Source organism: Nonomuraea sp. NPDC050790 (genome assembly GCF_044456745.1).
Lineage (GTDB): Bacteria > Actinomycetota > Actinomycetes > Streptosporangiales > Streptosporangiaceae > Nonomuraea.
Genome location: NZ_JBITGF010000004.1, coordinates 441,676 through 465,045, shown reverse-complemented (window position 1 = coordinate 465,045; position 23,370 = coordinate 441,676). Strand labels below are relative to the sequence as shown.

Genomic DNA, 23,370 nt, shown 5'->3' with positions numbered 1-23,370 from the left:
CCAAGCCGAGCCGCCAAGAAGCGCTCCGGACCCCGCAACGCCAGGGCCGAAGCTCCGGGGACGGGACGCGTGACACCGGGTCACGGGAACACCGGGACGCGGGCGCCCGATCGCGGGACGTCGGGGTCGGGGGTGGGTCAGTCCTGTTCGGCGGAGGCGGGGATGGGTTCGTCGGATTCCGGCGACACGCGGCGTACCACCACCGTGCTGATGCGGTTGCGGCGCCCGGCCAGGCTCTCGGCGGTCAGTTCAAGCCCCGCCACCCGAGCCTGCGACCCCGCGATCGGCACCCGCCCCAGCGCGTGCGCCAGCAGCCCGCCCACCGTCTCGACGTCGTCCACCTCGATCTCGGTGTCGAACAGCTCGCCCAGCTCGTCCACCGGCATCCGGGCCGTCACCCGCATCGCGCCGTCGGACATGGGCTCGACCCGGGGCGCCTCCTGGTCGTACTCGTCGGTGATCTCGCCGACGATCTCCTCCAGGACGTCCTCGATGGTGACCAGCCCGGCGGTCCCGCCGTACTCGTCGATGACGATCGCCAGGTGGATCTGCCGCGCCTGCATCTCGCGCAGCAACTGGTCGATCGGCTTGCTCTCCGGCACGTACGTGGCCGGCCGCATGATGGACTCGACCTTCTCCGTGCCCTCGCCGCTCTCGTGCACGCGCCGCGTGATGTCCTTGAGGTACGCGATGCCGATCACGTCGTCCTCGTTCTCCCCCACGACCGGGATGCGCGAGAACCCGCTGCGCAGGTGCAGGGAGAGCGCCTGGTCGAGCGTCTTGCCGCGTTCGATGAAGACCATGTCGGTACGCGGCACCATGACCTCGCGCACCAGCGTGTCCCCGAGCTCGAAGACCGAGTGGATCATCTCGCGCTCGTCCGGCTCGATGACCCGCCGTTCCTCGGCCAGGTCGACGAGGTCACGCAGCTCCGCCTCCGAGGTGAACGGACCCTCGCGGAAGCCCTTGCCGGGTGTGAGCGCGTTGCCGAGCAGGATCAGCAGCTTGGGCAGCGGACCGAAGATCTTGGTCAGCCCGTAGACGACCGGGGCGCCGGCCAGCGCGATCGGCTCCGCGTGCTGGCGGCCCAGCGTACGGGGAGAGACTCCGACGATCACGTAGCTGACCACGATCATGACGGCGGCGGCGCTCACGTACGCCCAGCCCTGATCGCCCTGGACGTCGATGAACAGCAGCGTGACGATCACCGTCGCGACCAGCTCGCAGCTCAGCCTGAGCAGGAGCAGCAGATTGAGCGAGCCGGACGGGTCGGTGACGATGTCCTGCAGCCGCTTGGCGCCCCTCCTGCCCTCGCGCACGAACTCCTCCGCCCGCACCCGGGAGATGCGGGTCAGCGCCGTCTCCGCGCTGGCGATCAGGCCGGCGATCACCACGAGGAGGATGGCCAGAGGCAACCAGGCGTTCACCGCGGGGAGCGCACCTCTTTCCACGACGCGAGAAGCTGGGCCTGCAGCCCGAACATCTCCTTGTGCTCCTCAGGCTCGGCGTGGTCGTAGCCGAGCAGGTGGAGGATGCCGTGGGTGCACAGCAGCTCCAGTTCGTCGGCGGCACTGTGGCCGGCCTCGGCGGCCTGTCTGGCCGCGACGGGCGGGCACAGCACGACGTCGCCGAGCAGTCCGGGCTCGGCCGGGCTCTCGGAGTCGCCGCGGGCGCCGCCGCCCGGACGCAGTTCGTCCATCGGGAAGGCGAGCACGTCGGTGGGGCCGGGTTCGCCCATCCACTTCTCGTGGAGGTCGGCCATGGTGTTCTCGTCCACGATGAGGAGGGACAGCTCGGCGAGCGGGTGGATGCCCATCTCGCCGAGCACGTGGGTGGCGAGGGCGACGAGTGTCTCCTCGTCGACCTCGTCACCCGACTCGTTGTTGATCTCGATGCTCATCGCCTGGGCCCTCGCTGCTGCTTGACGGACTTCAGCTCCTGCTGCTTCTGCGCGTCGTAGCGGCCGTAGGCGTCGACGATGTCGCTGACGAGCCGGTGGCGCACCACGTCGACGCTGGTCAGCGTCGCGAAGTGGATGTCACGGATGTCCGAGAGGATGCCCTGCACGACGCGCAGGCCGCTCTCGGTGCCGGAGGGGAGGTCGACCTGGGTGATGTCGCCCGTCACCACGATCTTGGAGCCGAAGCCCAGCCGGGTGAGGAACATCTTCATCTGCTCGGGCGAGGTGTTCTGCGCCTCGTCGAGGATGATGAAGGCGTCGTTGAGCGTACGGCCGCGCATGTACGCCAGCGGCGCGACCTCGATCGTGCCCGCGGCCATGAGCTTGGGGATCGTCTCGGGGTCGAGCATGTCGTGCAGCGCGTCGTAGAGCGGCCGGAGATAGGGGTCGATCTTCTCGTAGAGCGTGCCGGGCAGGAAGCCCAGCCGCTCCCCCGCCTCGACCGCCGGCCGGGTGAGGATGATCCGGTTGACCTTCTTCTCCTGAAGCGCGCGCACCGCCTTGGCCATGGCCAGGTAGGTCTTGCCGGTGCCGGCGGGACCGATGCCGAACACGACCGTGTGCTTGTCGATGGCGTCGACGTAGCGCTTCTGGTTGGCCGTCTTGGGGCGGATGGTCCGCCCCCTGGAGGACAGGATGTCGAGCGAGAGCACCTCGGCGGGCCGCTCTGAGGTCATCTTCATCATGGCGATGCTGCGCTCGACGGCGTCGGGCGACAACTCGCCGCCGTTGCGCAGGACCTCGACCAGCTCCTCGAACAGGCGCACGACGGCGCCGCTCTCGTCGGGGGTGCCGGTGATGGTGATCTCGTTGCCGCGGACGTGGATGTCGGCCCGGAAGGCGCCCTCGATGACACGCAGCAGCTCGTCACGGGAGCCCAGGAGGCTGACCATCGGGTATTCGTCCGGGATCAGCACCTTGGCCTGAGTGCGCGAGGGAGGTGCCGCTCGTCGGGATTCGTGTAGTTCGGACATGGGTCAGGCCCTCGGGCCTGATGCCTCCCGGTCTTAATTCGGGTGTACTTCTCTGGCCCCATCGTAGCCGGGAGCGGCCCGCGCGCTCGCGTCAATATCAGCCGGGAGGCCAGGTCAGGTTGCGCCCGCCGAGAACATGCGCGTGCACGTGGAAGACGGTCTGCCCCGCGCCCGCCCCGGTATTGAACACCACGCGGTAGCCGGTTTCGGCCACCCCTTCCTGTACGGCCACGGCGTGGGCGGCCTTCAGCACGTCGTCGGCCAGCCCGTCGTCGGCCACGGCCAGGGCGGCGGCGTTGGGGTGGTGCTCCTTGGGGATCACGAGCACGTGGGTCGGCGCCTGCGGGTTGATGTCACGGAAGGCGAGAGTGCGGTCGCTCTCGTGGACCACGTCGGCCGGAATCTCCTTGGCCACGATCTTGCAGAAGAGGCAGTCGGTCACAGGAGTACCCTATCGAGGCGACCCGTTGCCAATCGGTAATCCTGCGTACCGTGCGCTGGAAGATCCGCGCGGTTAGGGTGTGTGTGCGACACTTCAGCACAAAAGACGATTCAGGCTCAGGCGAGGCCACCTGGCGAGGACACGACTGGGTAATGCACCCCAAGGAACCGGGAAAACCTCAAGAACCGGAAGAGCGTAAACCCGCAGGGAAGGCCGAGCGTCCCATTGATGTGACCACCGAAACCCTTCTGGCCGACAGGTCGCTGGGGGCGGTGCCGGTCGGATGGGACGCCGACATGGCCGTTACCGCGCTGTACAGCGCGCACTTCCGGTCATTGGTTCGTCTCGCCGTGTTGCTCGTGCGCGACATAGCAACAGCGGAGGAAGTCGTGCAGGACGCGTTCGTCGCCATCCATGGCGCCTGGCGCAGACTGCGTGACCCCGACAAGGCACTCGCCTACCTGCGGCAGTCTGTCGTCAACCGGTCCCGTTCCGTTCTGCGTCACCGAGCCGTCGTCGAGAAATACGCACCCAAGGGCCTGCCCGACGCCCCCAGCGCCGAGAACGGCGCCATCGGCGAACTGGAGCGGTCCGCCGTCATCGAGGCTTTACGCGCGCTGCCGACCCGGCAGAGAGAGGCCCTTGTCCTTCGCTACTACGGGGATCTGTCCGAGGCTGAGATCGCCCATGCCATGGGCATCAGCAAGGGCGCGGTCAAGAGCCACACCGCCCGTGGCATGGCCGCCTTGCGATCCGTCCTGGAGAAGATGTCATGACCCAGCCGCCCGACGAGTACGGCGACATTCTGCGCCGCGTGCTCCGCGCGGAGGCGGACGCGGTCGTGCCGTCTCCGGAAGGTCTGGAGATCATCCGCGGCCGCATCGAGCGGCGGGGCGTGCGCAGTGTGTTGTGGTGGCGCATCGGCGCCGCCACGGTCAGTGCCGTACTGGTCGCGGGCACCGTCGTCATGGTGGTCCCCTCTCTGCGGGAAAGGGTCATCACGCCGACCGAGGTCGAGCACGTCCGCGAGACCGAGGCGCCGCCGGACAACTCCTCCACCAACCGCCCCCAGGACAAGCCCAGCCCCAGCAGGTCCGAGCCGGCGATTCTGCCGCCCGACCCGACGCCCACGCCGACCGCGCCGGGACAGGCCACCGAGTCGGCCAAGTCGACCGCGAAGCCGTCCCCGAGCCCGAGTTCGGCCAAGCCCACGCCGTGCCCGTCCACCGCGGAGGAGGAGGCCGCGCCGGAGGAGGACTGCCCGACGGCCTCCGCCAGCCCCACGGCCACGCCGGGCCCCAGTGACACGCCCATCCCGTCCGGAAGCTGCCCGCCCGAGGAATGCCCTCCGGACGACCCGCCGGCGCCGCCCACCGACCTGACGACGCCGCTGACCTCCAACCAGGTGGGCTGAGGTCTCACCAGCGCCCGGTGCGCGCCATCAGCACCGCCGCCGCGGCCACTCCCGCCGTGGAGGTGCGCAGCACCGTGGACCCCAGCAGCGCCGGTACGGCTCCCGCCGCCACGAACCCGGCCAGCTCGCCCTCGGAGATCCCGCCCTCCGGCCCGACCACGAGCACGATCTCCCCGTCCGTGGGCAGGCCGACCCGCGACAGCGGCTCCACCGCCTCCTCGTGCAGCACGAGCGCCAGCGCCGCCTGGCCGAGCAGTTCCTCCACCTGGGCCGTGGAGGCCAGGTCGGCGACCTGCGCGTGGTGGAAGCGCCGCGCCTGCTTGCCCGCCTCCCTGGCGGTGGAGCGCCACTTGCCGAGCGCCTTGGCGACCTTGTCGCCCTTCCACTGGGTGACGCTGCGCGCGGCCGCCCAGGGCACGATGCGGTCGACCCCGGCCTCGGTCATCATCTCGACAGCCAGCTCGCCCCTGTCGCCCTTGGGCAGCCCCTGGACGACGACCAGCCGCGGCGCGGGCGCCGGGACCTCGTAGCGCTTGACGACGTCGAGCAGCAGCCGGTCCTTCAGCGCCGCGCGCACGACGCACTCGGCCACCGCGCCCGCGCCGTCGGTCAGGTCGACCCGCTCGCCGGCCCGCAGCCGCCTGACGGCCGCCGCGTGGCGGCCCTCGGGGCCGTCGAGCACCGTCTCATCGCCGCCGAACGCCTCGCGCTCGGCCAGGAACACCGGAACGCTCATGGCCGCCCCCGCTCGCCGTACAAGGAAGTCAGCGGCCGTTGAACGCGTCCCGCAGGCGGGAGAAGAAGCCCTGCTGGCCCGGCGCGAACTTGCCCGGCGGGCGCTCCTCCCCGCGCAGCTTCGCCAGCTCGCGCAGCAGCTCCTCCTGGGCCGGATCGAGGCGGCCCGGCGTCTCCACGTTGACGTGGATGAGCAGGTCGCCGCGGCCGGAGTCGTTGAGCCGCTGCACGCCGCGGCCGAACATGGAGATCACCTGACCGGACTGCGTGCCGGGGCGGACGTCGACCTCCTCGGCGCCGTCGAGCGTCTCCACCGTCAGCACCGTGCCGAGCGCGGCGGCGGTCATCGGGATCTGGACGGTGCAGTGGAGGTCGTCACCGCGCCGTTCGAAGATCTCGTGCGGCCGCTCGACGATCTCCAGGAAGAGGTCTCCGGGCGGGCCGCCGCCGGGGCCGACCTCGCCCTCGCCGGCGAGCTGGATGTGGGTGCCGTCCTCGACGCCCGCGGGGATGCGGACCTTGATGGTACGGCGGGTGCGCACCCGCCCGTCGCCCGAGCACTCCTGGCAGGGGTTGCGGATGATGGAGCCGAAGCCCTGGCACTGGGGGCACGGCCGCGAGGTCATGACCTGGCCCAGGAAGGACCTGGTGACCTGGGAGACCTCGCCCCGGCCGCCGCACATGTCGCAGGTGTCGGGATGCGTGCCGGGAGCCGCGCCCGCGCCCTGGCAGACCTCGCAGACGACGGCCGTGTCGACGACCAGTTCGCGCGTGGTGCCGAACGCGGTCTCGCGCAGGTCCAGCTCGACGCGGATGGTGGCGTTGCGGCCCCTTCTGGCCCGGGAGCGCGGGCCTCGGCCGCCGCCCGCCGTACCGAAGAAGGCGTCCATGATGTCGCTGAAGGGGAAGCCCGCGCCGAAGCCGGCCGCTCCGGCGCCCGCGCCGGCGGTGGCGAAGGGGTCGGCGCCCAGGTCGTACATCTGGCGCTTCTGCGGGTCCGACAGCACCTCGTACGCCTGCGTGATCTCCTTGAAACGCTCCTGCGTCGCGGGATCGGGGTTCACGTCCGGGTGCAGCTCACGGGCCAGCCGCCGATAGGCCTTCTTGACCTCGTCGGGACTGGCGTCACGGCGCACCCCGAGGGTGCTGTAGTAATCGCTGTTTGCCACTTATCGACCTCTTAAGAAGCAGCCAGGATCTGGCTGACGTAGCGTGCCACTGCGCGCACGGCGCCCATGGTCACCGGGTAATCCATCCTCGTGGGGCCGAGGACGCCCAGCCGGGCCAGTTGCTTGTCGCCAGAACCGTATCCGGTGGCGACGATGGACGTGCCGTGGAGATAGGGGTTTTCCGCTCCGATGCGCACGGTGAGCGCGGTCGGGGTGTCCGTTGTCGTCTCGCCGAGCAGGCGCATGAGCACGACCTGCTCCTCCAGCGCCTCGAGGACGTCGCGCAGGCCGATGGTGAAGTCGGCGCCCGCCAGGTTGGCCGCGCCGGCGAAGACGATCTTCTCGTCGTGCCGTTCGACGAGCGTCTCCAGCAGGACCGACAGGATCGTCGCGACGACCGGGCGGTCCTCCACCGGAAGCCGTTCCGGCAGATCGGCCACCAGGCCGGGCACCTCGGCCAGCCCGCACCCGTCGAGACAGGCGTTGAGCACGGCGCGCAGGTGCGCGATCCGGTGGTCCTCGATGACCTCGGGCAGCTCGACGACGCGCTGCTCGACCCGGCCCGTGTTGGTGATCAGGACGAGCATGATCCGCCGCTCGCTCAGCGGCACCAGCTCGACGTGCCGCACGCTGGAGCGCGTCAGCGTCGGGTACTGCACCACCGCGACCTGCCTGGTGAGCTGCGCCAGCAGCCGCACCGTGCGGGTGACCACGTCGTCGAGGTCGACCGCGCCGGCCAGGAACGTCTCGATGGCCCTGCGCTCGGCGCCGGACATCGGCTTGATCTGCGAGAGCCGGTCGACGAAGAGCCGGTAGCCCTTGTCGGTCGGCACCCGGCCCGCGCTGGTGTGCGGCTGGGTGATGTACCCCTCCTCCTCCAGCGCGGCCATGTCGTTGCGCACCGTCGCCGGGGAGACCTTGAGGTTGTGGCGCTCGGCCAGCGCCTTGGAGCCCACCGGTTCGTTGGTGGACACGTAGTCCTCGACTATCGCGCGGAGGACCGCGAGCTTCCTGTCGTCGAGCACGTGTGCACCTCCTACCTCTTTCCCTTGGGAAACGCCAGGTCTAGCACTCTGTGTTCCCGAGTGCCAAGTGTACGGCTCTCGCCCACAAGGTGCGATAACCCACGTGCTAGCGGACGGCAAGCAGGTACAGCCACACTTGCGGGTATGAGTGATGATTTCCGGCAGGGTGGAGGATGGCAGCCTCCGCAGCAGCCTCCGTACGAGCCTCCGCCGCAGGGCGGACCCCAGTACGGCCCCCCGCCGCAGAGCGGTCCCCAGCACGGGCCCCCGGGCGGCCCGCCGTACGGCCAGCCGCCGTCGGGACCGCAGTACGGCCAGCCACCCCAGCACGGCCAGCCCCCCTCAGGCCCCCAATACGGCCAGCCACCGTCGGGCCCCCAGTACGGACAGCCGCCCTCGGGCCCCCAGTACGGCCAGCCACCCCAGTACGGCCAGCCGTCCGGCCCCCAGTACGGCCAGCAGCCGTTCGGCCAGCCGCAGTACGGCGGCGCGCCCCAGTTCCCCCCGCCCGTCGACAACAAGCGGCTGCGCCCGCCCCTGTGGCACCTCGCCGTGGCCTGGGGCGTGGCGGTGGTGTTCGTGATCGCCGGGATCGCCCTGTTCGCGGGCGGCGTGGTCGGCGGGGTGAGCGGGGCGGCCCCGGGCAAGTCGTTCCAGCCAGGCCAGCCCGCCACGGTCACCATCGACCCGGCCGACCGCCCGGCCCTCTACCTGACGCGCGGCACGCAGGTGAGCTGGGAGTGCCAGATCAACGGCAACGCCAAGCTCGTCACCACCCCCGTGAACCAGACCGTCGAGCTCAACGGCACGAGCTGGGAGCTGATCGCGCTGATCAACGCCCCGGCCCAGGGCGACTACCAGATCAGTTGCACGATCGAGCCCGACGCGCAGACCCGCTTCGGGGTCGGCAAGGACCTGGCCTCGGCGGCCGGAGGCGTCATGGGCGGGGTGGCGGCGCTGTTCGTGCTGCCCGCGCTGGGTGTGCTCATCGGGGTGGTGTGGACGGTCGTCGTGCTGGTGCGCCGCAGCAGCCACCGCAAGCGCCTCGCGATGGGCGGGTGATTTGCTACGGTCCCCGTGTGTACGACGGTGATGTGCTCGCGGGGAACTGGCGGCGTCCGGGCAAGGGCAAGATCCCTCAGGTCCCGGCGGAGCTCGACCTGGTCGTGGAGGACGCCGACAGCGGCTTCTGCGGCGCCGTGGTGGCCTGCGACAAGGAGGCCGTCACGCTGGAGGACCGCTTCGGCAAGCGCCGGTTGTTCCCGCTCGCGCCCGCGGCGTTCCTGCTGGAGGGCAGGGCGGTGACGCTGGTGCGGCCGGTGGCCGCGGCGGCGGGCGGCCCCAGGCGCAGCGCGTCCGGCTCGATCGCCGTCGAGGGACTGAAGGCCCGCGTGGCCCGCGAGAGCCGCATCTACGTCGAGGGCGTGCACGACGCCGCGCTCGTGGAGAAGATCTGGGGCCACGACCTGCGGGTCGAGGGCGTGGTCGTGGAGTACCTGGAGGGCGTGGACGACCTGCCCGCGATCGTCGAGGAGTTCGGCCCGTCCACGGGCCGGCGGCTCGGGGTCCTGGTCGACCACCTGGTGCAGGGGTCCAAGGAGAGCCGGATCGCCGCCCAGGTCACCTCGCCCGACGTGCTGATCGTCGGGCACCCGTACATCGACATCTGGCAGGCGGTCAAACCGTCCGTCCTGCGCATCCCGGCCTGGCCCGACGTGCCGCGCGGGGTGCCGTGGAAGGAAGGCGTGATCGCCGCTCTGGGCTGGCGCATGGAGCCCGCCGAGGCGTGGCGGCGCATCCTGGGCGCCGTCTCGACCTATTCCGACCTCGAGCCCGAGCTTCTCGGCCGGGTCGAGGAGCTGATCGACTTCGTCACGGAGGCATCATGAGCCAGGACCATCCCCAGCCCGACGACGACTCCACCCGCCGCGTGGAGCGCTCCGACATCCCCGGGTACGGCCAGCCGCCCTCGGGAGGCCAGCCCCAGCCCGGCTACGGCCAGGGCCAGCCCTCGGACGGCTACGCCCAGCCCCAGCCCGGCTACGGCCAGCCGTCGGGATACGGCCAGCCCTCCGGTTACGGCCAGCCGTCGGGTTACGGCCAGCCCTCGGGCGCGTACGGCGACCCCTCGGGCGGTTACGGCCAGCCCTCCGGCGCCCAGTACCCCTACGGCCAGCAGCCCTCGGGCCCGCAGGGCTACGGCTACCCCCAGCAGCAGGTCCCCCCGCCCGGCTACGGCTACGCGGCGGCCCCCCAGCCCCACGTCCCCGGCGTGTACGGCCCGCGCCCCGGCACCGACGACACCACGATGGCCATGCTGTCCCACCTGCTGGGCCTGCTGGTCTCCTGGATCGGCCCGCTCATCATCTACCTGATGAAGAAAGACGAGTCGCCCTACGTCCGCGACCAGTCGGCCGAGGCGCTGAACTTCCAGATCACCATGTTCATCGGCTACCTGGTGTCCTTCGTCCTGACGATCGTCATCATCGGCTTCCTGCTGCTGCCGGTGGTCTGGGTCATCTCGCTGATCTTCCACATCCAGGCGGCCATCGCCACCAACAAGGGCGAGAACTACCGCTACCCGATCAGCATCCGCATGATCAAGTAACACGGAGAATCACGGTTCGATCACTCTCCGGAATGTTCGCAGCTCCCCGGGTGACGATGGACGGGTCACCCATGGGGAGGTCATGGTGCACGAGCGCCTGCGCAACACCACCAGATACCTGGCCGCCGCGGCATACCTGGATCCCGGCTTCCGCGACCGGGCGCTGTACGCGCTGATCGAGCGCCGCCACCACGCGGTGGCCCCGTCGGTCGGCGGGTTCGACCTGGGCCCGGTGCTGCGGCACTGCCTCTACGCGCGGTCGATGCTGACCGTCAGGGAGGCCGCGGTCACGGTGATGCTGGCGCTGGCCCTGCTGTTCGACTTCGAGGCCGCGATGCCGTGGCTCATGGTGCTGGGCGTGCTGGCGGCCTTCGCCTCCGGCGGCTTCGGCGGCCAGGGGCAGCGCAAACGGCTGAGCCCCGTCGTCGTGGCCGGCGTGGTGGTCGGCGTCTTCGCCCTGCTGGTCGTGCCCGCGATGCTGCTGACCCGCTATCTGGGCGCGGACAGCTCGGGCTACTCGGGGTACGAGGAGGACGGCGGGGCGGGCTGGATGGCGCCTCTGATGCTCCTGGCCGCCGTCGTCACCGTGCTGGCCTACCGGGTGCGCGTCTACCGGATCCTGTCGGAGCGGCTGCGGCCGGGCGCCGGCCGTACCGGGCAGGAGGCGGGCCCGCGCATGACGGAGGTGAAGCTCGCGCAGCACGGCAACCTGACGCTCTACTCCGGCGAGAACCCGTTCGTCGGCGCGGGCGAGCTCGTGCGGGCCTGGACGATCGCGGCCGAGCTCGACCGGCGCACCGGCGAGGCGGGCCGCGCGCCCGCCCTGGTGGACGCGGTGGACCTGCACGAGTTCGTGGGCGAGCGGCTCGGCGAGATGCGCGACTCCGCCGAGCCTGGCATGCCCGTCCACCTGGACGTCCTCGACCACGTGATCGCGCAGGGCCGCCTCAACCAGCTCCACGGCGACCATCCGCTCCTGTACGGCACCCGCCCCCGCTACCAGCTCAGCGACCGGGAACTCCAGGCGGTGATCCGCAACCCACAGTCCGGCGCCCGCCACTACCGGTGGATCGTGGTCGGCACCAGCGGCGCGGCCGTCACCGATGCCGAGGGCGAGGAGGTGCTGCCCGCCGAGGACCGCGACACCACCGTGTCGATCTTCATCCATCTGGCCGTCGAGGGCCGGATGCTCTACACCGAGTTCATCGTCACCGCGCTGCCGCCGGTACGCGGCGTCTACCGGGTCGTGGACGAGTTGCCCAGGCAGGCGGGGCCGGGGCTGGTGCTGGCGGCGCTCACCCGCGCGCCGCTCTCGCTGGCCCGCGACGTCGTCGGCGCGCCCGCCCGGCTGCTGCGGCGGATCTTCGTGGCGATGCGTTTCCCGGAGGACCCGGACAAGTACGTCGTCTACGACTACGGAGCCAGGATCAGCCTGCGCGAGGCGGCCGCCGAGCCGCGCATCAACACCTTCCTCGAAGGGCTCGACGCGTTCAAGTACGCCAAGCTCGTCGAGGAGCGGCTGAACAACGCGGTGCTGGACTTCCTGGAACGGCGTGGCGTGGACACCGCCGCCTACCGGCAGCAGATCGCCGCGGTCATCAACAACGGCACGGTGGTCAACGGCGGCACCTTCACCGGGACCAGCATCGGCGGGCAGGGCGCCCAGTTCGCCGCCCCCGCGGCCAAGGGGACACCATGAGCACGCCCGACCCGTCCGCGCCCAACTACGGGACCGTGATCAGCGGCGGCACCTTCACCGGGAGCAACATCGGCGGCCAGGGCGCGGTCTTCCAGCCCGGCCAGGCGCCACCCGCCGGACGGGAGGAGCTGGAGCGGCTGCGCGCACAGGTGGCGGCATTGCTGGCCCTCGTGGAGCAGCACGCGGCCGAACTGCCGCAGGCCCGGCAGGCGCGGCGCGACCTGGAGGAGGTGCTCGCCGAGGCGGAGGCGGCGCCCGGGGAGCGCGACCCGGCCAGGGTGACGGCCGCCCTCGACCGTCTCGCCACCCGCCTGTCCCCCGTCACCGCCCTGGCCACCGCACTGGGCCCGATCGCCGACCTGGCCTCAGCTCTGCTCTGACCCGCCCATCCGTCCCCGCGCTGTCGCGCTCTGATCTGCCCTGTCGCGCTCTGATCTGCCCTGTCGCGGACTTGTCGGCCTTCGGGCCGCGGGTCACAGGGTGAGGTCGCGGATCAGGGCGTCGGCGAGCAGCCGGCCGCGCAGGGTCAGCACCATGCGGCCCGCCTTGAACGCCTCCTGCTCCAGCAGCCCGTCCCCCACGGCCCTGGCCACGGCGAGCCGGGCGTCCGGCGCCACGTCGGCCAGCGGGTAGCCGGTGACCAGCCGCAGCTCCAGCATCAGCCGCTCCACCTCGCGGTCGGCGTCCTCCAGCACCTCCCTGGCGTGCGCGGGGGAAAGCCCCTGGGCCAGCCGCTGCGCGTAGGGGGCGGGGTGCTTGACGTTCCACCAGCGGGTGCCGCCGACGTGGCTGTGCGCGCCGGGCCCGACGGCCCACCAGTCGCCGCCGGTCCAGTAGAGCAGGTTGTGGCGGCACCGGCCCGCCTCCGAGGTGGCCCAGTTCGACACCTCGTACCAGGAGAAGCCCGCCTTGGCCAGCAGTTCGTCGGCGATGAGGTAGCGGTCGGCGGCCACGTCGTCGTCGGGCATCGGCAGCTCGCCGCGCCTGATCCGGGCCGCCAGCCGCGTGCCGTCCTCGACGATGAGCGAGTACGCCGAGACATGGTCGGGCCCGGCGGCGATCGCCGCCTCCAGCGACGCCCGCCAGTCGTCGTCGGTCTCTCCGGGAGTGCTGTAGATGAGGTCGAGGTTGACGTGCGCGAACCCGGCCCCCCGAGCCTCCTGTACGGCTTGCGCCGCCCGCCCCGGCGTGTGGTGGCGGTCGAGCACCTTCAGCACGTGCTCCCTGGCCGACTGCATGCCGAAGCTGATCCGGTTGAAGCCGCCCGCGCGCAGCTCTGCCAGGTAGGCCGGGTCCACGGACTCGGGGTTGGCCTCGGTCGTGACCTCCGCGCCGGGGCGCAGGCCGAACTCCTCGTCGATCGCCGCGAGGATGCGGGCCAGGTCGCGGGCGGGCAGCAGGGTCGGCGTGCCGCCGCCGAAGAACACGGTCTCGACGGGCAGATCGGCGTCACCGAGTACGCGGCGGGCCAGCCGTACCTCCTCGATGGCGGTGTCGGCGTAGTCCCGGTGCGAAGCGCCGGGGCCCAGCTCGGCGGCGGTGTAGGTGTTGAAGTCGCAGTAGCCGCAGCGCGTCACGCAGAACGGGACGTGCACGTAGAAGCCGAACGGACGCTCGCCCAGGCCACGCAGGGCGCTGGCGGGCAGTTCGCCCGTCGTGGGCGCGGGATCGCCGTCGGGCAGAGTGGATGGCACCCTTCCAGTCTGCCGTCTGCCATTGACTGCCCGATCACACCGTCCTACTGTCGGGACGACTTAAAGGAAAGTTTCCTATCAATTCAGGAGACGCCGCGTGAAGAAAGTCCTGCTCGCTCTCACCCTCTTACTCGGCATGACCGTGGTGTCGGCGCCCGCCGAGGCCCACGGCACCGACTACAAGAGAGTCGCCTACTTCGTCCAGTGGGGCGTCTACGGGCGCAACTACCACATCAAGGACATGGAGACCAGCGGGGCAGCCCGCAAGCTCACCCACATCAACTACGCCTTCGGCTTCGTGAACCAGCAGGCCGAGTGCTACTCCTCCGACCCCTGGGCCGACTGGCAGCGGCCCGTCCCCGCCGAGCAGAGCGTGGACGGCGTGGCCGACGCCCCCGGCCAGGCGCTCAACGGCAACTTCAACCAGCTCAAGAAGCTCAAGGCCAAGTACCCCAAGCTCAAGGTCCTGATCTCGCTCGGCGGCTGGACCGGCTCCAAGTACTTCTCCGACGCCGTCCTCACCCCCGAGTCGCGCAGCAAGCTCGCCAAGTCCTGCATCGACCTGTGGCTGCGCGGCAACCTGCCCGGCCTGGCCGACGGCACGGGCTCCGGCGTCTTCGACGGCATCGACCTCGACTGGGAGTGGCCCGGTTACCCCGGAGCCCCCGGCAACGTCGTGCGTCCCGAGGACAAGCAGAACTTCACCGCCTTCGTCGCCGAGCTCAGGTCGCAGATGAACGCTTACAAGCGTTCCGGCCTGATCACCGCGTTCCTGCCCGCCGCCACGCGCGTCATCGACGCGGGCATCGAGGTGCGCAAGGTCTTCCGCAACCTGGACTACGCCACCATCCAGGGCTACGACCTGCACGGTCCGTGGGACAAGATCACCGGTCACCACTCCAACCTCTTCAACGACCGCCGCGACCCCAACGAGATCCGCGAGAGCCTCGACCAGACCGTCAACTACTACCTGGAGCGCGGCGCACCCCTGCGCAAGCTCGTGGCAGGCGTTCCGGCCTATGGCAAGGGCTGGACCGGCGTCCCCGCGGGCCCGGCCGGTGACGGCGTCTACCAGCCCGCCACCGGCGCCGCGCCCGGCAAGTGGGAGGCCGGCTCCGAGGACTACAAGGACATCCTCGCCAAGCCCGGCAAGCGCTACCGCGACCTGCGGACCGGCGCCGTGTGGCTGTACGACGGCAACGAGTTCTGGACCTACGACGACCCGATCGTGATGCTGCAGAAGGCCGCCTACATCCGGCACAAGGGGCTGGGCGGCTACATGATGTGGTCCATCGACGGTGACGACGCCAAGGCCTCGCTCACCTCGGCCCTGTACAAGGTCCTGCGCTAGAAAACGGACGGCGCACGGGCCGCACCAGCGGGGGGCTGCCCGTGCGCCACCCCCCGCCCCAACCCCGCCCCACGTCCTGAGGCATACATCCCCACCACGCGGCCCAGCGCGCGGTGCCGCCACGCCCCCGGGCACGAGCGGGCCGTCAGCGGAGGAGGCGTTCCGCTCGGCGGTCCCAGAAGGAGGCGTGGCCGGGGAAGGTGAGGATGCGGGTGAGGATGTCCTTGTCACCGTGGTAGGCCAGCACGGACTCGGCGATCGTGACGCTCGCCTCCGGCCGGGCCACGATCTCGACCTCGTCGCCCACCCCCAGTTCGCCGGTCTCGACCACGCTCAGGTACGCGCCCACCCGCCCGGCCGCGGTGAAGCGCTTGACCCAGCCCGGCTCGTCCATCCAGTTGCGGAACACCACGCACGGAATGCGCGGCCCGCTCACCTCCAGCAGCGCGGTGCCGACCCGCCAGCGCTCGCCCAGCACCGCCCCCGACACGTCCACCCCCGACGTGGTGAGGTTCTCGCCGAACAGCCCGTCGCGCAGCGGCCGCCCCAGCTCCCCCTCCCACCAGTCGTAGTCCTCCCGGGCATACGAGTAGACGGCGTGCGTGGGCGCGCCGTGGTTGGACCGGTCGGCCCGCTCGTCGCCGTCGAGCCCGTTCTGCCGCACGCCGACGCGGCGCGTGACCGCCGTCTTGTCGATGGCGGTACGCCCCAGCTTGCCCGCCCACTCCGCGTCGACCGCACGGCCCACGTTCACTGAGATCAGCCGCATGGCTCCGACGGTAGCCGACCGCACGCGGTGCGACCGCACGAGGTCACCGGTGCAGCCGCAGGTCGGCAAGCTGTAACAACGTCGACAGCGCCGCCTCCCTGGCCTCCTCCTCCCCGCCCTCCTCACCGAAGCACTCGGCGGCCACGTCGAGCACCGCCCGGACCACGGCCGCGTCCGGATAGGGCACCTCCACCCCGACCGTCCCGTCGGCGGCCACCTCGGCCGGGCGCAGGTGCAGGCGGAGCAGCCGCCGCGTCTCCTCCGCGATCGCGACCCCCAGCAGGGCCGCCCTCTCATACCGCTCGGCAGCGATCACCACACGCCTCCTGTCGTACTCATGTTCGAGATTGTGAAAGGCTAGAGGGCGGCACCGACAGAATCGGGCCGCCGGGTAGGGTCGAACGGTGCGCGATCCCCTCCTGACCACCTCCCGCCTGACCGTCGAGCTCGGCGGCAACCCCGTCCTCACCGAGGTCGACCTGGTCGTCCGACCGGGTGAACTGGTCGCCGTCGTGGGCGAGAACGGGTCGGGCAAGTCCACGCTCCTGCGCTGCCTGTCCGGCCTTCAGCCGCCGACGAGCGGGCAGGTCACGGTCTTCGGGGCGCCTCCGGCCGACGCGGCGGCGTTCTGGCGCCGGGTGGCGGTGACGGGTGACGAACCGGCCTGGTATCCGGGCCTGACCGCCCGGGAGCACCTTGAGCTGGTGCTGGCCGTACACGATGAGGGGCGCATGAGCGTGGAGCGGGCGCTGGAGCTGTTCGACCTCGGCCCGCGCGCGGACGCGGTCCCGCTCAACCTCTCGACGGGCCAGCGCCAGCGCCTCACGCTGGCCACAGCTCTGGTACGGCCCAGCCGCCTCCTTCTCCTGGACGAGCCGGAACGCGGCCTGGACGCCGCCTTCCGCGACCGCCTGGGCGCCCTCCTCCTCGAGTACACGACCGGCGGCGGCACCGTCGTCATGGCCACCCACGACGGCGACCTCGCCACCCGCGCCCGCCGCGTGCCCCTCGCCACCCGGGTGGCGGGCCGATGACCGGCGTGCGGGAGGTCAGGGCGCTGGCCAGGGGCAAGGCGGGGCGCGCCAGGAGCCTGAGCGACCGTTATGCCGCGTTGTTCGGGCTGGCGATGGTCTGCGCGATGCTGGCCCAGCCCGTCTCGTCCGCGTTCCAGGCCATGGCGGCGCCCCCACGGCCCGAGCAGGCGGGCGCGGGGCTGGCGCTCGTGGTGCTGGTGCTGGCGGGCCTGCTGTGGGCGGCGCGCGCGATCGGTCCCGTCGTGCTGTCGGCGGCGAACGCGACCTGGCTGCTGCTGTCCCCGCTGGACCGCCGCGGCGTGCTCGGACGCTCCGCGCGGACGTTGCTGCTGGTCAGCCTCGTGGCCGGGGTGGGTCTCGGGCTGGCGGCGCTGGCCGTGACGGGCGCGCCCGACCACCTGGTGTGGCGACTGGTCGGCGCGCTCGTGGCGGGCGTGTCGGTGAGCGCGGGCGGGATGGCCATCGCCGTGCTCGCCCAGACCTCCGACCCGTGGGACCTCGCGCTGAAGGCGGTGATCGCCGCGCTGGTTGCGGCGGCGGCCGTCCTGATGCTGCTCGCCGACCGTAACGTACTGGCCACCCTGCCCGCGCCCGCCTGGTCGGCGGTCCCAGCGGTGCTCTCCGCCCTCCTGGTACGGCAGGCCTGGTCGGCCCTGGGCCGCCTGCCCGCCCGCCGCCTGCTGTCGTCGTCGGCCAGAGCCGGGCACCTGGCCAACGCCACCGTGAGCCTCGATCCGAGCCTCCTGAGCTGGATGGCCGAGGACAACCACTGGCGTGGCGCCCGCCTGCGCAGCCGTAGGTGGCCGGGGCTGCCCGCGGTGTTCGCGCCCGCCTGGCAGGAGGTGCTGCGGCTGGCGCGGCGGCCGGGCCGGCTCGCCGTACTCGCGGGCTCGACGGCCGCTCCCCTGCTGCTGACCCAGGCCACCGCGGGTACGGCGGGGCCTGCTGTGGCGGCGCTCGTGCTGGGCGGCGGGCTGGCCGCGGCGGCGTCCGCGGTGTCGGGAGCGCGCTGGGACGCCGACAACCCCGCGCTGGCCCGCCTGCTGGCGCTGCCGGAGCGCGGGGTGACGGCGGCACGGGCCGTCCTGCCCGCGCTGCTGGCCGCCGCGTGGATGAGCGCGGCGCTGATCCTGCTACCGGGTACGGCGGGGCCCCTGCTGTGGTTCGCGCCACTGGCGGCGCCCGCGCTGGCCGCGGCGGCGCTGCGGATGGCCAGGCGGGCTCCGGTGAACCACGCGATGCCGGTCCTCGACACCGGAACGGGGGCGATTCCGACCGGGCCGCTCCTGTGGGCGCTGACCGGCCTCGATCTGGCGCTCGTCGGGTGCTTCCCGATGGCGCTGGCCCTGGTGAGCGGGTTCTCCGGGGTGCTGCTGGCCGTACAGGCGATCGCGGGTGTGGCGGTGCTCGCCGCCTACGTGAGCAGGCGGCGAGCCTAGGGCTACTTCTTGGGCTTGTCCGTGCTGGAGTCGGTCGACAGGGCGGCCACGAACGCCTCCTGCGGCACCTCGACCCGGCCGACCATCTTCATCCGCTTCTTGCCTTCCTTCTGCTTCTCCAGCAGCTTGCGCTTACGGCTGATGTCACCGCCGTAGCACTTGGCGAGGACGTCCTTGCGGATGGCGCGGATGTTCTCGCGGGCGATCACCCGGGCGCCGATGGCGGCCTGGATCGGCACCTCGAACTGCTGCCTCGGGATCAGCTCGCGCAGCTTCTTGGCCATGTCGACGCCGTAGCCGTACGCCTTGTCCTTGTGGACGATCGCGCTGAAGGCGTCGACCGGCTCGCCCTGCAGCAGGATGTCGACCTTGACCAGGTCCGCCTCCTGCTCGCCTGCGGGCTCGTAGTCGAGCGAGGCGTAGCCGCGGGTGCGGGACTTGAGCTGGTCGAAGAAGTCGAAGATGATCTCGCCGAGCGGCAGCGTGTAGCGGATCTCGACGCGGTCCTCGGACAGGTAGTCCATGCCCAGGAGGTTGCCGCGGCGTCCCTGGCAGATCTCCATGATCGCGCCGATGAACTCGGCCGGCGCCAGGATCGTCGACTTCGTCACCGGCTCGAAGACCTTGTCGATCTTGCCGCCGGTCGGGAACTCCGACGGGTTGGTGACGGTCAGCTCCTTGCCGTCCTCCATGACCACCCGGTAGACGACGTTGGGCGCCGTGGAGATCAGCGACAGGCCGAACTCGCGCTCCAGCCGTTCACGGATGATCTCCATGTGGAGCAGGCCGAGGAAGCCGACGCGGAAGCCGAAGCCCAGCGCCGCCGACGTCTCCGGCTCGTAGATCAGGGAGGCGTCGTTGAGCTGCAGCTTGTCGAGCGCCTCGCGCAGCTCCGGGTACTCGTCGCCGTCGATCGGGTAGAGCCCGGAGAACACCATCGGCCGGGGGTGGTCGTATCCGGCCAGCATCTCCTTCGCGCCGTGCACGGCCGAGGTGACCGTGTCGCCGACCCGCGACTGGCGCACGTCCTTCACACCGGTGATCAGGTAGCCGACCTCGCCGACGCCAAGGCCCAGGTCGGCGACCTTGGGCTCGGGCGAGATGACGCCGATCTCCAGCGTCTCGTGGGTGGCCTGCGTGGACATCATGGTGATGCGCTCGCGCTTGCCGAGGTGGCCGTCGAAGACGCGTACATAGGTGACGACGCCCCGGTAGGTGTCGTACACCGAGTCGAAGATCAGCGCGCGGGCGGGCGCGTCGGCGGCGCCCACGGGCGGCGGGACGGTCGAGACGACGTGGTCGAGCAGCTCGCGCACGCCCGCGCCCGTCTTGCCGGAGACCCGCAGCACGTCGGAGGGGTCGCAGCCGATCAGGCCCGCGATCTCGTCGGCGAACTTCTCCGGCTGGGCGGCCGGAAGGTCGATCTTGTTGAGCACCGGGATGATGTGCAGATCGTTGTTCATCGCGAGATAGAGGTTCGCGAGCGTCTGCGCCTCGATGCCCTGGGCGGCGTCGACCAGCAGGATCGCGCCCTCGCACGCCTGCAGCGACCGGGACACCTCGTAGGTGAAGTCGACGTGGCCGGGCGTGTCGATCATGTTGAGCACGTGCCCGTCCCAGGGCAGCCGGACCGCCTGGGACTTGATCGTGATGCCGCGTTCGCGCTCGATGTCCATCCTGTCGAGGTACTGCGCCCGCATGGAACGGTCGTCGACCACGCCGGTGATCTGCAGCATGCGATCGGCAAGCGTCGACTTGCCGTGGTCGATGTGCGCGATGATGCAGAAGTTGCGGATCAACGCGGGGTCGGTCTGGCCAGGCTGATTGCGCACCGAAGTCCGTTTCGACAGGGTTGAGGTCAAGCGTCTTTCATGGTGACATGCCCGGGTGATTGCCCGAACCGTCATCCGCCGCGGCCTGCGCCTGCTCGCGCTTGCCTTGGCCATCGTGGTCGTGCTGGTCGGCGTGGTCGCCGCAGCCTTCCGAGTCCAGTTTACCGGCGAGCCCGCGGACTGGGCCAAGAGCACCGGCAACGACGCCCTGTGGATGGGCCACATGTGGGTGGACGGCCGCCGTACAGAGCAGGACGTCAAGGATCTGGCGGTACGGCTCCGCAGTACCGGCATCAAGGACATCTACGTCCACAGCGGCCCGTTCAAACGGGACGGAACCCTCGACATGGGCGCCATCTCCACCGCGGAAAGCTTCGTCGCCTGGGCCCACAAATACCTCCCCGACGTACGCGTCTCGGCCTGGCTGGGCCAGAAGGTGGACGGTTTCCTCGACCTGGCCTCCCCCGCGACCAGGCAGAACATCCTCACCAGCGTCACCGCGATCACCGCGCTCGGCTACGACGGCATCCACTACAACTTCGAGCCGATCAGCTCCGACGACCGCCACTTCCTCGACCTGCTCGACCGGACCAGGCCGCTGACCGAACTGCTGTCCACCTCCACGCCGCAGATCGAGCCCTACCCCCTGATGCGGCCGGTGGCCAGGGCCGTCATCGACCACGACAAGTACTGGGCACAGGGCTACTTCGGCGAGGTGGCCCAGCGCGTCGACCAGGTGGCCGTCATGTCCTACGACTCGGGCATGCCCCTCACCTCCCTGTACGGCGGGCATGCCGTACGGCAGGCCAAACTCGCCCTCGACCTGGTGCCCGACTCCAAGACCGTGCTGCTGGGCGCACCCGCGTACCACGACCACGGCGTCCCCTGGAGCGACTCCGCCGAGAGCGTGGCCGACGCGGCGCTGGCCGCCCGCCTGGCCATCACCGACAGGGGACCCCGCGAACGCTACGGTCTGGCCATGTACGTAGACTTCGCGGCGACGGAGGAGGACTGGCGCGAGTACACCACGCAATGGCTACGCTCGGAGTCGTCGATTTGAGCGGCGACCTGGGTTCTTGGTAGCCTGTTCAACTGCGTGTGGCGCGCCCTCTCTCGAGCCCGCGCGCCCCATCCATCACCAGATTCTCACCGAGGCTTCTTCGTGGCGAACATCAAGTCCCAGATCAAGCGCAACAAGCAGAACGAGAAGGCTCGTCTGCGCAACAAGGCCGTCAAGTCGTCCCTGAAGACCGCGGTCCGCAAGTTCCGCGAGGCCGCTGAGCAGGGCAACGTCGAGGAGGCCGTGGCAGCGCAGCGCGTGGCCGCCCGCCAGCTCGACAAGGCCGTGAGCAAGGGCGTCATCCACAAGAACCAGGCCGCGAACCGCAAGTCGGCGATCGCCAAGCAGGCCGCCGCGCTGGCCGCCAAGTAGCCTGACGCCTTCCTGGACGCCGTGCCCCCGGTAGGGGTGCGGCGTTTCCGCATGCCCGGAAGGGCAAGGTGCTTCGCACGTCCTTCCAGTCGGGGCACGGCCCCGACCCCTGCTGGTCCTCCCTCCGGTCGGGCGTCCTTTCAGGCCCCGCCCGTTGCCCAGCCAAGTGGCAGGCCAGTGGGACCCCATCCCGCTATCGCCACCCGGAAGGCTGCCAAGCCGCGCTGTGGGCGGCCATCCGAGTGCGCACCAGAAGCCCATGCCTGCGCGACATCGACGGCTACACCGTGTGATCGACGCCCAGCCGTGACGGTGTGTCGCCGGACCGGTGTGTCCGTTGGCAGGGGCGGAGGGCGGTTCTAGGTTCGGTGCGTGCGTGCAGTGATTCTCCCCGGAGTGGCTTGGGGGGCTCGGGGCCGCGTTGTTCGATGAGCTTCATCCGGCCCAGTTCCCCGGGACGGTGGAGGTGACCGCGTTCCTGGACGGTGCGCAGGAGGCGGTGCTGGTGCACAACGCGGGCGTCGTCGAACCGCTGAGGGCCATCGGCACGCTGGACGCCGGCATGGTGATGTCCGCGGTGCAGGTCAACCTGCTCGCCCCGATGCGCGATCGGCGAGGCTGGGTGGTGCACAGCGTCAATCCCGGCTGCATGGACACCGGCATGCGGGAGGTCATGCGGCGTACGCCTGGGGAGGTGTGGTTTCCCGCTCGCGGTCGCTACAGCCGGCTGGCCGCCGATGGTGACCTGCCCGCGCCGGATGACGTCGCCCGCCGGATCATCGCCTACCGGCTGCCGTGAACTCCATGACCCGCCGCCTTGCTTCCGTGCGGGCGGCTGCGCCGGTTGGAGCCGCGCTATCGCCGTACGTACAGCTCCAGGGGGTTGGGGCTGGCAGGCGCCTTCCCGCGCGGAGGGACGTGGTGGAAGCCGGCGCGGCGCAGGGTGTCACGGACGCGGGCGCCGTCGATGTACTTGTCGTGGATCTCCATGACGACGCGCTCGACGCGCTCCATCCAGCCGCGGACGCCGTCGAAGATTTCGATCTCGCCGCCTTCGATGTCGACTTTCAGCAGGTCTACGCGGTCGATGCGGCGGCGGGTGAGCAGGTCGTCCATGGTCACGGTGCGGACGGTGACGCTGGGGCGTTCCAGGCGGTTTTCCAGCCGGTAGGGGCGGCTCTTGCGGAGTTTCGCCACCTCCGGGATGCAGGTGCAGTTGCACCACATCCCGGACACCGCGAACTCGCGCTCGCCGGCGTGCGCGGCGATGGCGGCGTCCTCGATGGTCCAGGGGGTGGGTGAGAGGGCGGCGTTGCGGCGCAGCATCGTCAGGTTCTGCGGGATCGGCTCGACCGCGACCAGGGTGGCGGGCCGGTAGCGGGCGGTCAGGTACGCGGCGGCCAGCCCGGTGTTGGCGCCCAGGTCGACGATGGTGTCGAGGCGGCCGATCGGAGCGCAGGCGTAGACGCGGTCGAGTTCGTACACCCGCTGCAGCAACATCTGCCAGGCGATCAGCACGTCGCTCTGGTTCTTGCGCACGCAGACCTGGACGTCGCCGCCCGGCGTGCGCAGGTTCCAGACGCCGTGGTCCTGGCCGTCCAGCGGCTGGCCACCGGCACCGACGAAGGCGCGCAGCATCCAGTACGGCACGGCGATCTTGCTCAGGCCGCGGCCGTAACGGGCGCCGTCGATCAGCGTCCGGGCACAGCCAAGCCCTTCGCGCACCACGATGCGCCCCATCGGCGTGCCCGTGACGCGGTCGGTGTCGTCGCGGAGATAGTCAAGGCCCATGT

The 23,370-nt window shown here is 70.9% G+C and carries 25 protein-coding genes; 13 read left to right on the top strand and 12 right to left on the bottom strand.

The features are described from left to right. Positions 1-137 precede the first annotated feature (137 nt). From ACIBEJ_RS22495 to ACIBEJ_RS22480, 4 genes are all read right to left on the bottom strand, one after another. Positions 138-1,427, bottom strand: coding sequence for a hemolysin family protein (locus ACIBEJ_RS22495; protein WP_397184725.1), 1,290 nt, complete (start codon positions 1,425-1,427; stop codon positions 138-140). Next, a complete protein-coding gene (ybeY, locus tag ACIBEJ_RS22490; protein ID WP_397184724.1) occupies positions 1,424-1,900 on the bottom strand; it encodes an rRNA maturation RNase YbeY in 477 nt (158 codons plus the stop codon). The genes ACIBEJ_RS22495 and ybeY overlap by 4 nt, the downstream gene beginning before the upstream one ends. Then, positions 1,897-2,934 carry a PhoH family protein gene (locus ACIBEJ_RS22485; protein WP_397184723.1) on the bottom strand — a complete coding sequence of 346 codons (1,038 nt, stop codon included), beginning with the start codon at positions 2,932-2,934 and terminating at the stop codon, positions 1,897-1,899. Before ACIBEJ_RS22485 ends, ybeY begins: the two co-directional genes overlap by 4 nt. A gap of 97 nt (positions 2,935-3,031) precedes the next feature. Continuing rightward, positions 3,032-3,376, bottom strand: coding sequence for a histidine triad nucleotide-binding protein (locus ACIBEJ_RS22480; RefSeq protein WP_397184722.1), 345 nt, complete (start codon positions 3,374-3,376; stop codon positions 3,032-3,034). Positions 3,377-3,672: 296 nt separating this feature from the next. On the opposite strand from ACIBEJ_RS22480, the gene ACIBEJ_RS22475 reads away from it, so the two are divergent. After that, positions 3,673-4,152, top strand: a complete 480-nt coding sequence (locus tag ACIBEJ_RS22475; protein WP_101783532.1) for a SigE family RNA polymerase sigma factor — start codon at positions 3,673-3,675, stop codon at positions 4,150-4,152. Next, positions 4,149-4,790 carry a hypothetical protein gene (locus ACIBEJ_RS22470; RefSeq protein WP_397184721.1) on the top strand — a complete coding sequence of 214 codons (642 nt, stop codon included), beginning with the start codon at positions 4,149-4,151 and terminating at the stop codon, positions 4,788-4,790. The genes ACIBEJ_RS22475 and ACIBEJ_RS22470 overlap by 4 nt, the downstream gene beginning before the upstream one ends. 4 nt (positions 4,791-4,794) lie before the next feature. On the opposite strand, the gene ACIBEJ_RS22465 is transcribed toward ACIBEJ_RS22470, so the two are convergent. The 3 genes from ACIBEJ_RS22465 to hrcA are packed head-to-tail and all read right to left on the bottom strand — an operon-like array spanning position 4,795 to position 7,719. Further along, positions 4,795-5,526, bottom strand: coding sequence for a 16S rRNA (uracil(1498)-N(3))-methyltransferase (locus tag ACIBEJ_RS22465; RefSeq protein WP_397184720.1), 732 nt, complete (start codon positions 5,524-5,526; stop codon positions 4,795-4,797). A gap of 28 nt (positions 5,527-5,554) precedes the next feature. Next, the gene (gene dnaJ / locus ACIBEJ_RS22460) at positions 5,555-6,694 is read right to left on the bottom strand and encodes a molecular chaperone DnaJ (protein ID WP_397184719.1); all 1,140 of its coding nucleotides are present in this window, start codon (positions 6,692-6,694) and stop codon (positions 5,555-5,557) included. Positions 6,695-6,705: 11 nt separating this feature from the next. Beyond that, positions 6,706-7,719 carry a heat-inducible transcriptional repressor HrcA gene (gene hrcA / locus ACIBEJ_RS22455; RefSeq protein ID WP_397184718.1) on the bottom strand — a complete coding sequence of 338 codons (1,014 nt, stop codon included), beginning with the start codon at positions 7,717-7,719 and terminating at the stop codon, positions 6,706-6,708. 144 nt (positions 7,720-7,863) lie between these two features. Here hrcA and ACIBEJ_RS22450 point away from each other — a divergent pair, with 144 nt between their 5' ends. From ACIBEJ_RS22450 to ACIBEJ_RS22430, 5 genes are all read left to right on the top strand, one after another. Beyond that, positions 7,864-8,781, top strand: coding sequence for a hypothetical protein (locus ACIBEJ_RS22450; protein ID WP_397184717.1), 918 nt, complete (start codon positions 7,864-7,866; stop codon positions 8,779-8,781). Between the two features lie 17 nt (positions 8,782-8,798). Next, positions 8,799-9,608, top strand: coding sequence for a DUF3097 domain-containing protein (locus ACIBEJ_RS22445; protein WP_397184716.1), 810 nt, complete (start codon positions 8,799-8,801; stop codon positions 9,606-9,608). Next, positions 9,605-10,327, top strand: a complete 723-nt coding sequence (locus tag ACIBEJ_RS22440) for a DUF4870 domain-containing protein (protein WP_397184715.1) — start codon at positions 9,605-9,607, stop codon at positions 10,325-10,327. Before ACIBEJ_RS22445 ends, ACIBEJ_RS22440 begins: the two co-directional genes overlap by 4 nt. Before the next feature lie 82 nt (positions 10,328-10,409). After that, positions 10,410-12,026, top strand: coding sequence for a hypothetical protein (locus tag ACIBEJ_RS22435; RefSeq protein WP_397184714.1), 1,617 nt, complete (start codon positions 10,410-10,412; stop codon positions 12,024-12,026). Next, positions 12,023-12,406: a hypothetical protein gene (locus tag ACIBEJ_RS22430; protein ID WP_397184713.1), complete on the top strand. Its 384-nt coding sequence runs from the start codon at positions 12,023-12,025 to the stop codon at positions 12,404-12,406. The genes ACIBEJ_RS22435 and ACIBEJ_RS22430 overlap by 4 nt, the downstream gene beginning before the upstream one ends. Positions 12,407-12,499: 93 nt before the next feature. Here the strand turns inward: ACIBEJ_RS22430 and hemW are convergent, their stop codons facing one another. Further along, positions 12,500-13,720 carry a radical SAM family heme chaperone HemW gene (hemW, locus tag ACIBEJ_RS22425; protein WP_397184712.1) on the bottom strand — a complete coding sequence of 407 codons (1,221 nt, stop codon included), beginning with the start codon at positions 13,718-13,720 and terminating at the stop codon, positions 12,500-12,502. Positions 13,721-13,817: 97 nt separating this feature from the next. Between hemW and ACIBEJ_RS22420 the strand changes: the two genes are divergently transcribed. Next, the gene (locus ACIBEJ_RS22420) at positions 13,818-15,071 is read left to right on the top strand and encodes a glycoside hydrolase family 18 protein (RefSeq protein ID WP_397184711.1); all 1,254 of its coding nucleotides are present in this window, start codon (positions 13,818-13,820) and stop codon (positions 15,069-15,071) included. Between the two features lie 145 nt (positions 15,072-15,216). Here the strand turns inward: ACIBEJ_RS22420 and ACIBEJ_RS22415 are convergent, their stop codons facing one another. Both ACIBEJ_RS22415 and ACIBEJ_RS22410 read right to left on the bottom strand, forming a co-directional pair. Further along, the gene (locus ACIBEJ_RS22415) at positions 15,217-15,840 is read right to left on the bottom strand and encodes an MOSC domain-containing protein (protein ID WP_397184710.1); all 624 of its coding nucleotides are present in this window, start codon (positions 15,838-15,840) and stop codon (positions 15,217-15,219) included. Positions 15,841-15,883: 43 nt separating this feature from the next. Further along, the gene (locus tag ACIBEJ_RS22410; RefSeq protein ID WP_397184709.1) at positions 15,884-16,156 is read right to left on the bottom strand and encodes a hypothetical protein; all 273 of its coding nucleotides are present in this window, start codon (positions 16,154-16,156) and stop codon (positions 15,884-15,886) included. 88 nt (positions 16,157-16,244) lie between these two features. Here ACIBEJ_RS22410 and ccmA point away from each other — a divergent pair, with 88 nt between their 5' ends. After that, entirely contained in the window at positions 16,245-16,874 is a 630-nt protein-coding gene (ccmA, locus tag ACIBEJ_RS22405) for a heme ABC exporter ATP-binding protein CcmA (RefSeq protein ID WP_397184708.1), read from the top strand. Next, the gene (locus ACIBEJ_RS22400) at positions 16,871-18,313 is read left to right on the top strand and encodes a DUF6297 family protein (RefSeq protein ID WP_397184707.1); all 1,443 of its coding nucleotides are present in this window, start codon (positions 16,871-16,873) and stop codon (positions 18,311-18,313) included. Before ccmA ends, ACIBEJ_RS22400 begins: the two co-directional genes overlap by 4 nt. Before the next feature lie 2 nt (positions 18,314-18,315). Here the strand turns inward: ACIBEJ_RS22400 and lepA are convergent, their stop codons facing one another. Beyond that, a complete protein-coding gene (gene lepA, locus ACIBEJ_RS22395) occupies positions 18,316-20,145 on the bottom strand; it encodes a translation elongation factor 4 (RefSeq protein WP_397184706.1) in 1,830 nt (609 codons plus the stop codon). Positions 20,146-20,200: 55 nt separating this feature from the next. Between lepA and ACIBEJ_RS22390 the strand changes: the two genes are divergently transcribed. From ACIBEJ_RS22390 to ACIBEJ_RS22380, 3 genes are all read left to right on the top strand, one after another. Next, the gene (locus ACIBEJ_RS22390) at positions 20,201-21,205 is read left to right on the top strand and encodes a hypothetical protein (protein WP_397184705.1); all 1,005 of its coding nucleotides are present in this window, start codon (positions 20,201-20,203) and stop codon (positions 21,203-21,205) included. Between the two features lie 102 nt (positions 21,206-21,307). After that, complete coding sequence (gene rpsT, locus ACIBEJ_RS22385) at positions 21,308-21,577, top strand: 30S ribosomal protein S20 (RefSeq protein WP_397184704.1); 270 nt, start codon at positions 21,308-21,310, stop codon at positions 21,575-21,577. A gap of 421 nt (positions 21,578-21,998) precedes the next feature. After that, the gene (locus ACIBEJ_RS22380) at positions 21,999-22,376 is read left to right on the top strand and encodes a hypothetical protein (protein ID WP_397184703.1); all 378 of its coding nucleotides are present in this window, start codon (positions 21,999-22,001) and stop codon (positions 22,374-22,376) included. Positions 22,377-22,432: 56 nt separating this feature from the next. On the opposite strand, the gene ACIBEJ_RS22375 is transcribed toward ACIBEJ_RS22380, so the two are convergent. Further along, complete coding sequence (locus ACIBEJ_RS22375; protein WP_397184702.1) at positions 22,433-23,368, bottom strand: FkbM family methyltransferase; 936 nt, start codon at positions 23,366-23,368, stop codon at positions 22,433-22,435. Positions 23,369-23,370 lie beyond the last annotated feature (2 nt).

Excerpts from the sequence above, each read along its gene's own strand:
- ybeY (WP_397184724.1), bottom strand. The coding sequence starts at position 1,900 with ATGAGCATCGAGATCAACAACGAGTCGGGTGACGAGGTCGACGAGGAG.
- ACIBEJ_RS22485 (WP_397184723.1), bottom strand. The coding sequence starts at position 2,934 with ATGTCCGAACTACACGAATCCCGACGAGCGGCACCTCCCTCGCGCACT.
- ACIBEJ_RS22475 (WP_101783532.1), top strand. The coding sequence starts at position 3,673 with ATGGCCGTTACCGCGCTGTACAGCGCGCACTTCCGGTCATTGGTTCGT.
- ACIBEJ_RS22470 (WP_397184721.1), top strand. The coding sequence starts at position 4,149 with ATGACCCAGCCGCCCGACGAGTACGGCGACATTCTGCGCCGCGTGCTC.
- ACIBEJ_RS22465 (WP_397184720.1), bottom strand. The coding sequence starts at position 5,526 with ATGAGCGTTCCGGTGTTCCTGGCCGAGCGCGAGGCGTTCGGCGGCGAT.
- ACIBEJ_RS22450 (WP_397184717.1), top strand. The coding sequence starts at position 7,864 with ATGAGTGATGATTTCCGGCAGGGTGGAGGATGGCAGCCTCCGCAGCAG.
- ACIBEJ_RS22440 (WP_397184715.1), top strand. The coding sequence starts at position 9,605 with ATGAGCCAGGACCATCCCCAGCCCGACGACGACTCCACCCGCCGCGTG.
- ACIBEJ_RS22435 (WP_397184714.1), top strand. The coding sequence starts at position 10,410 with ATGGTGCACGAGCGCCTGCGCAACACCACCAGATACCTGGCCGCCGCG.
- ACIBEJ_RS22430 (WP_397184713.1), top strand. The coding sequence starts at position 12,023 with ATGAGCACGCCCGACCCGTCCGCGCCCAACTACGGGACCGTGATCAGC.
- ACIBEJ_RS22415 (WP_397184710.1), bottom strand. The coding sequence starts at position 15,840 with ATGCGGCTGATCTCAGTGAACGTGGGCCGTGCGGTCGACGCGGAGTGG.
- ACIBEJ_RS22400 (WP_397184707.1), top strand. The coding sequence starts at position 16,871 with ATGACCGGCGTGCGGGAGGTCAGGGCGCTGGCCAGGGGCAAGGCGGGG.
- ACIBEJ_RS22375 (WP_397184702.1), bottom strand. The coding sequence starts at position 23,368 with ATGGGCCTTGACTATCTCCGCGACGACACCGACCGCGTCACGGGCACG.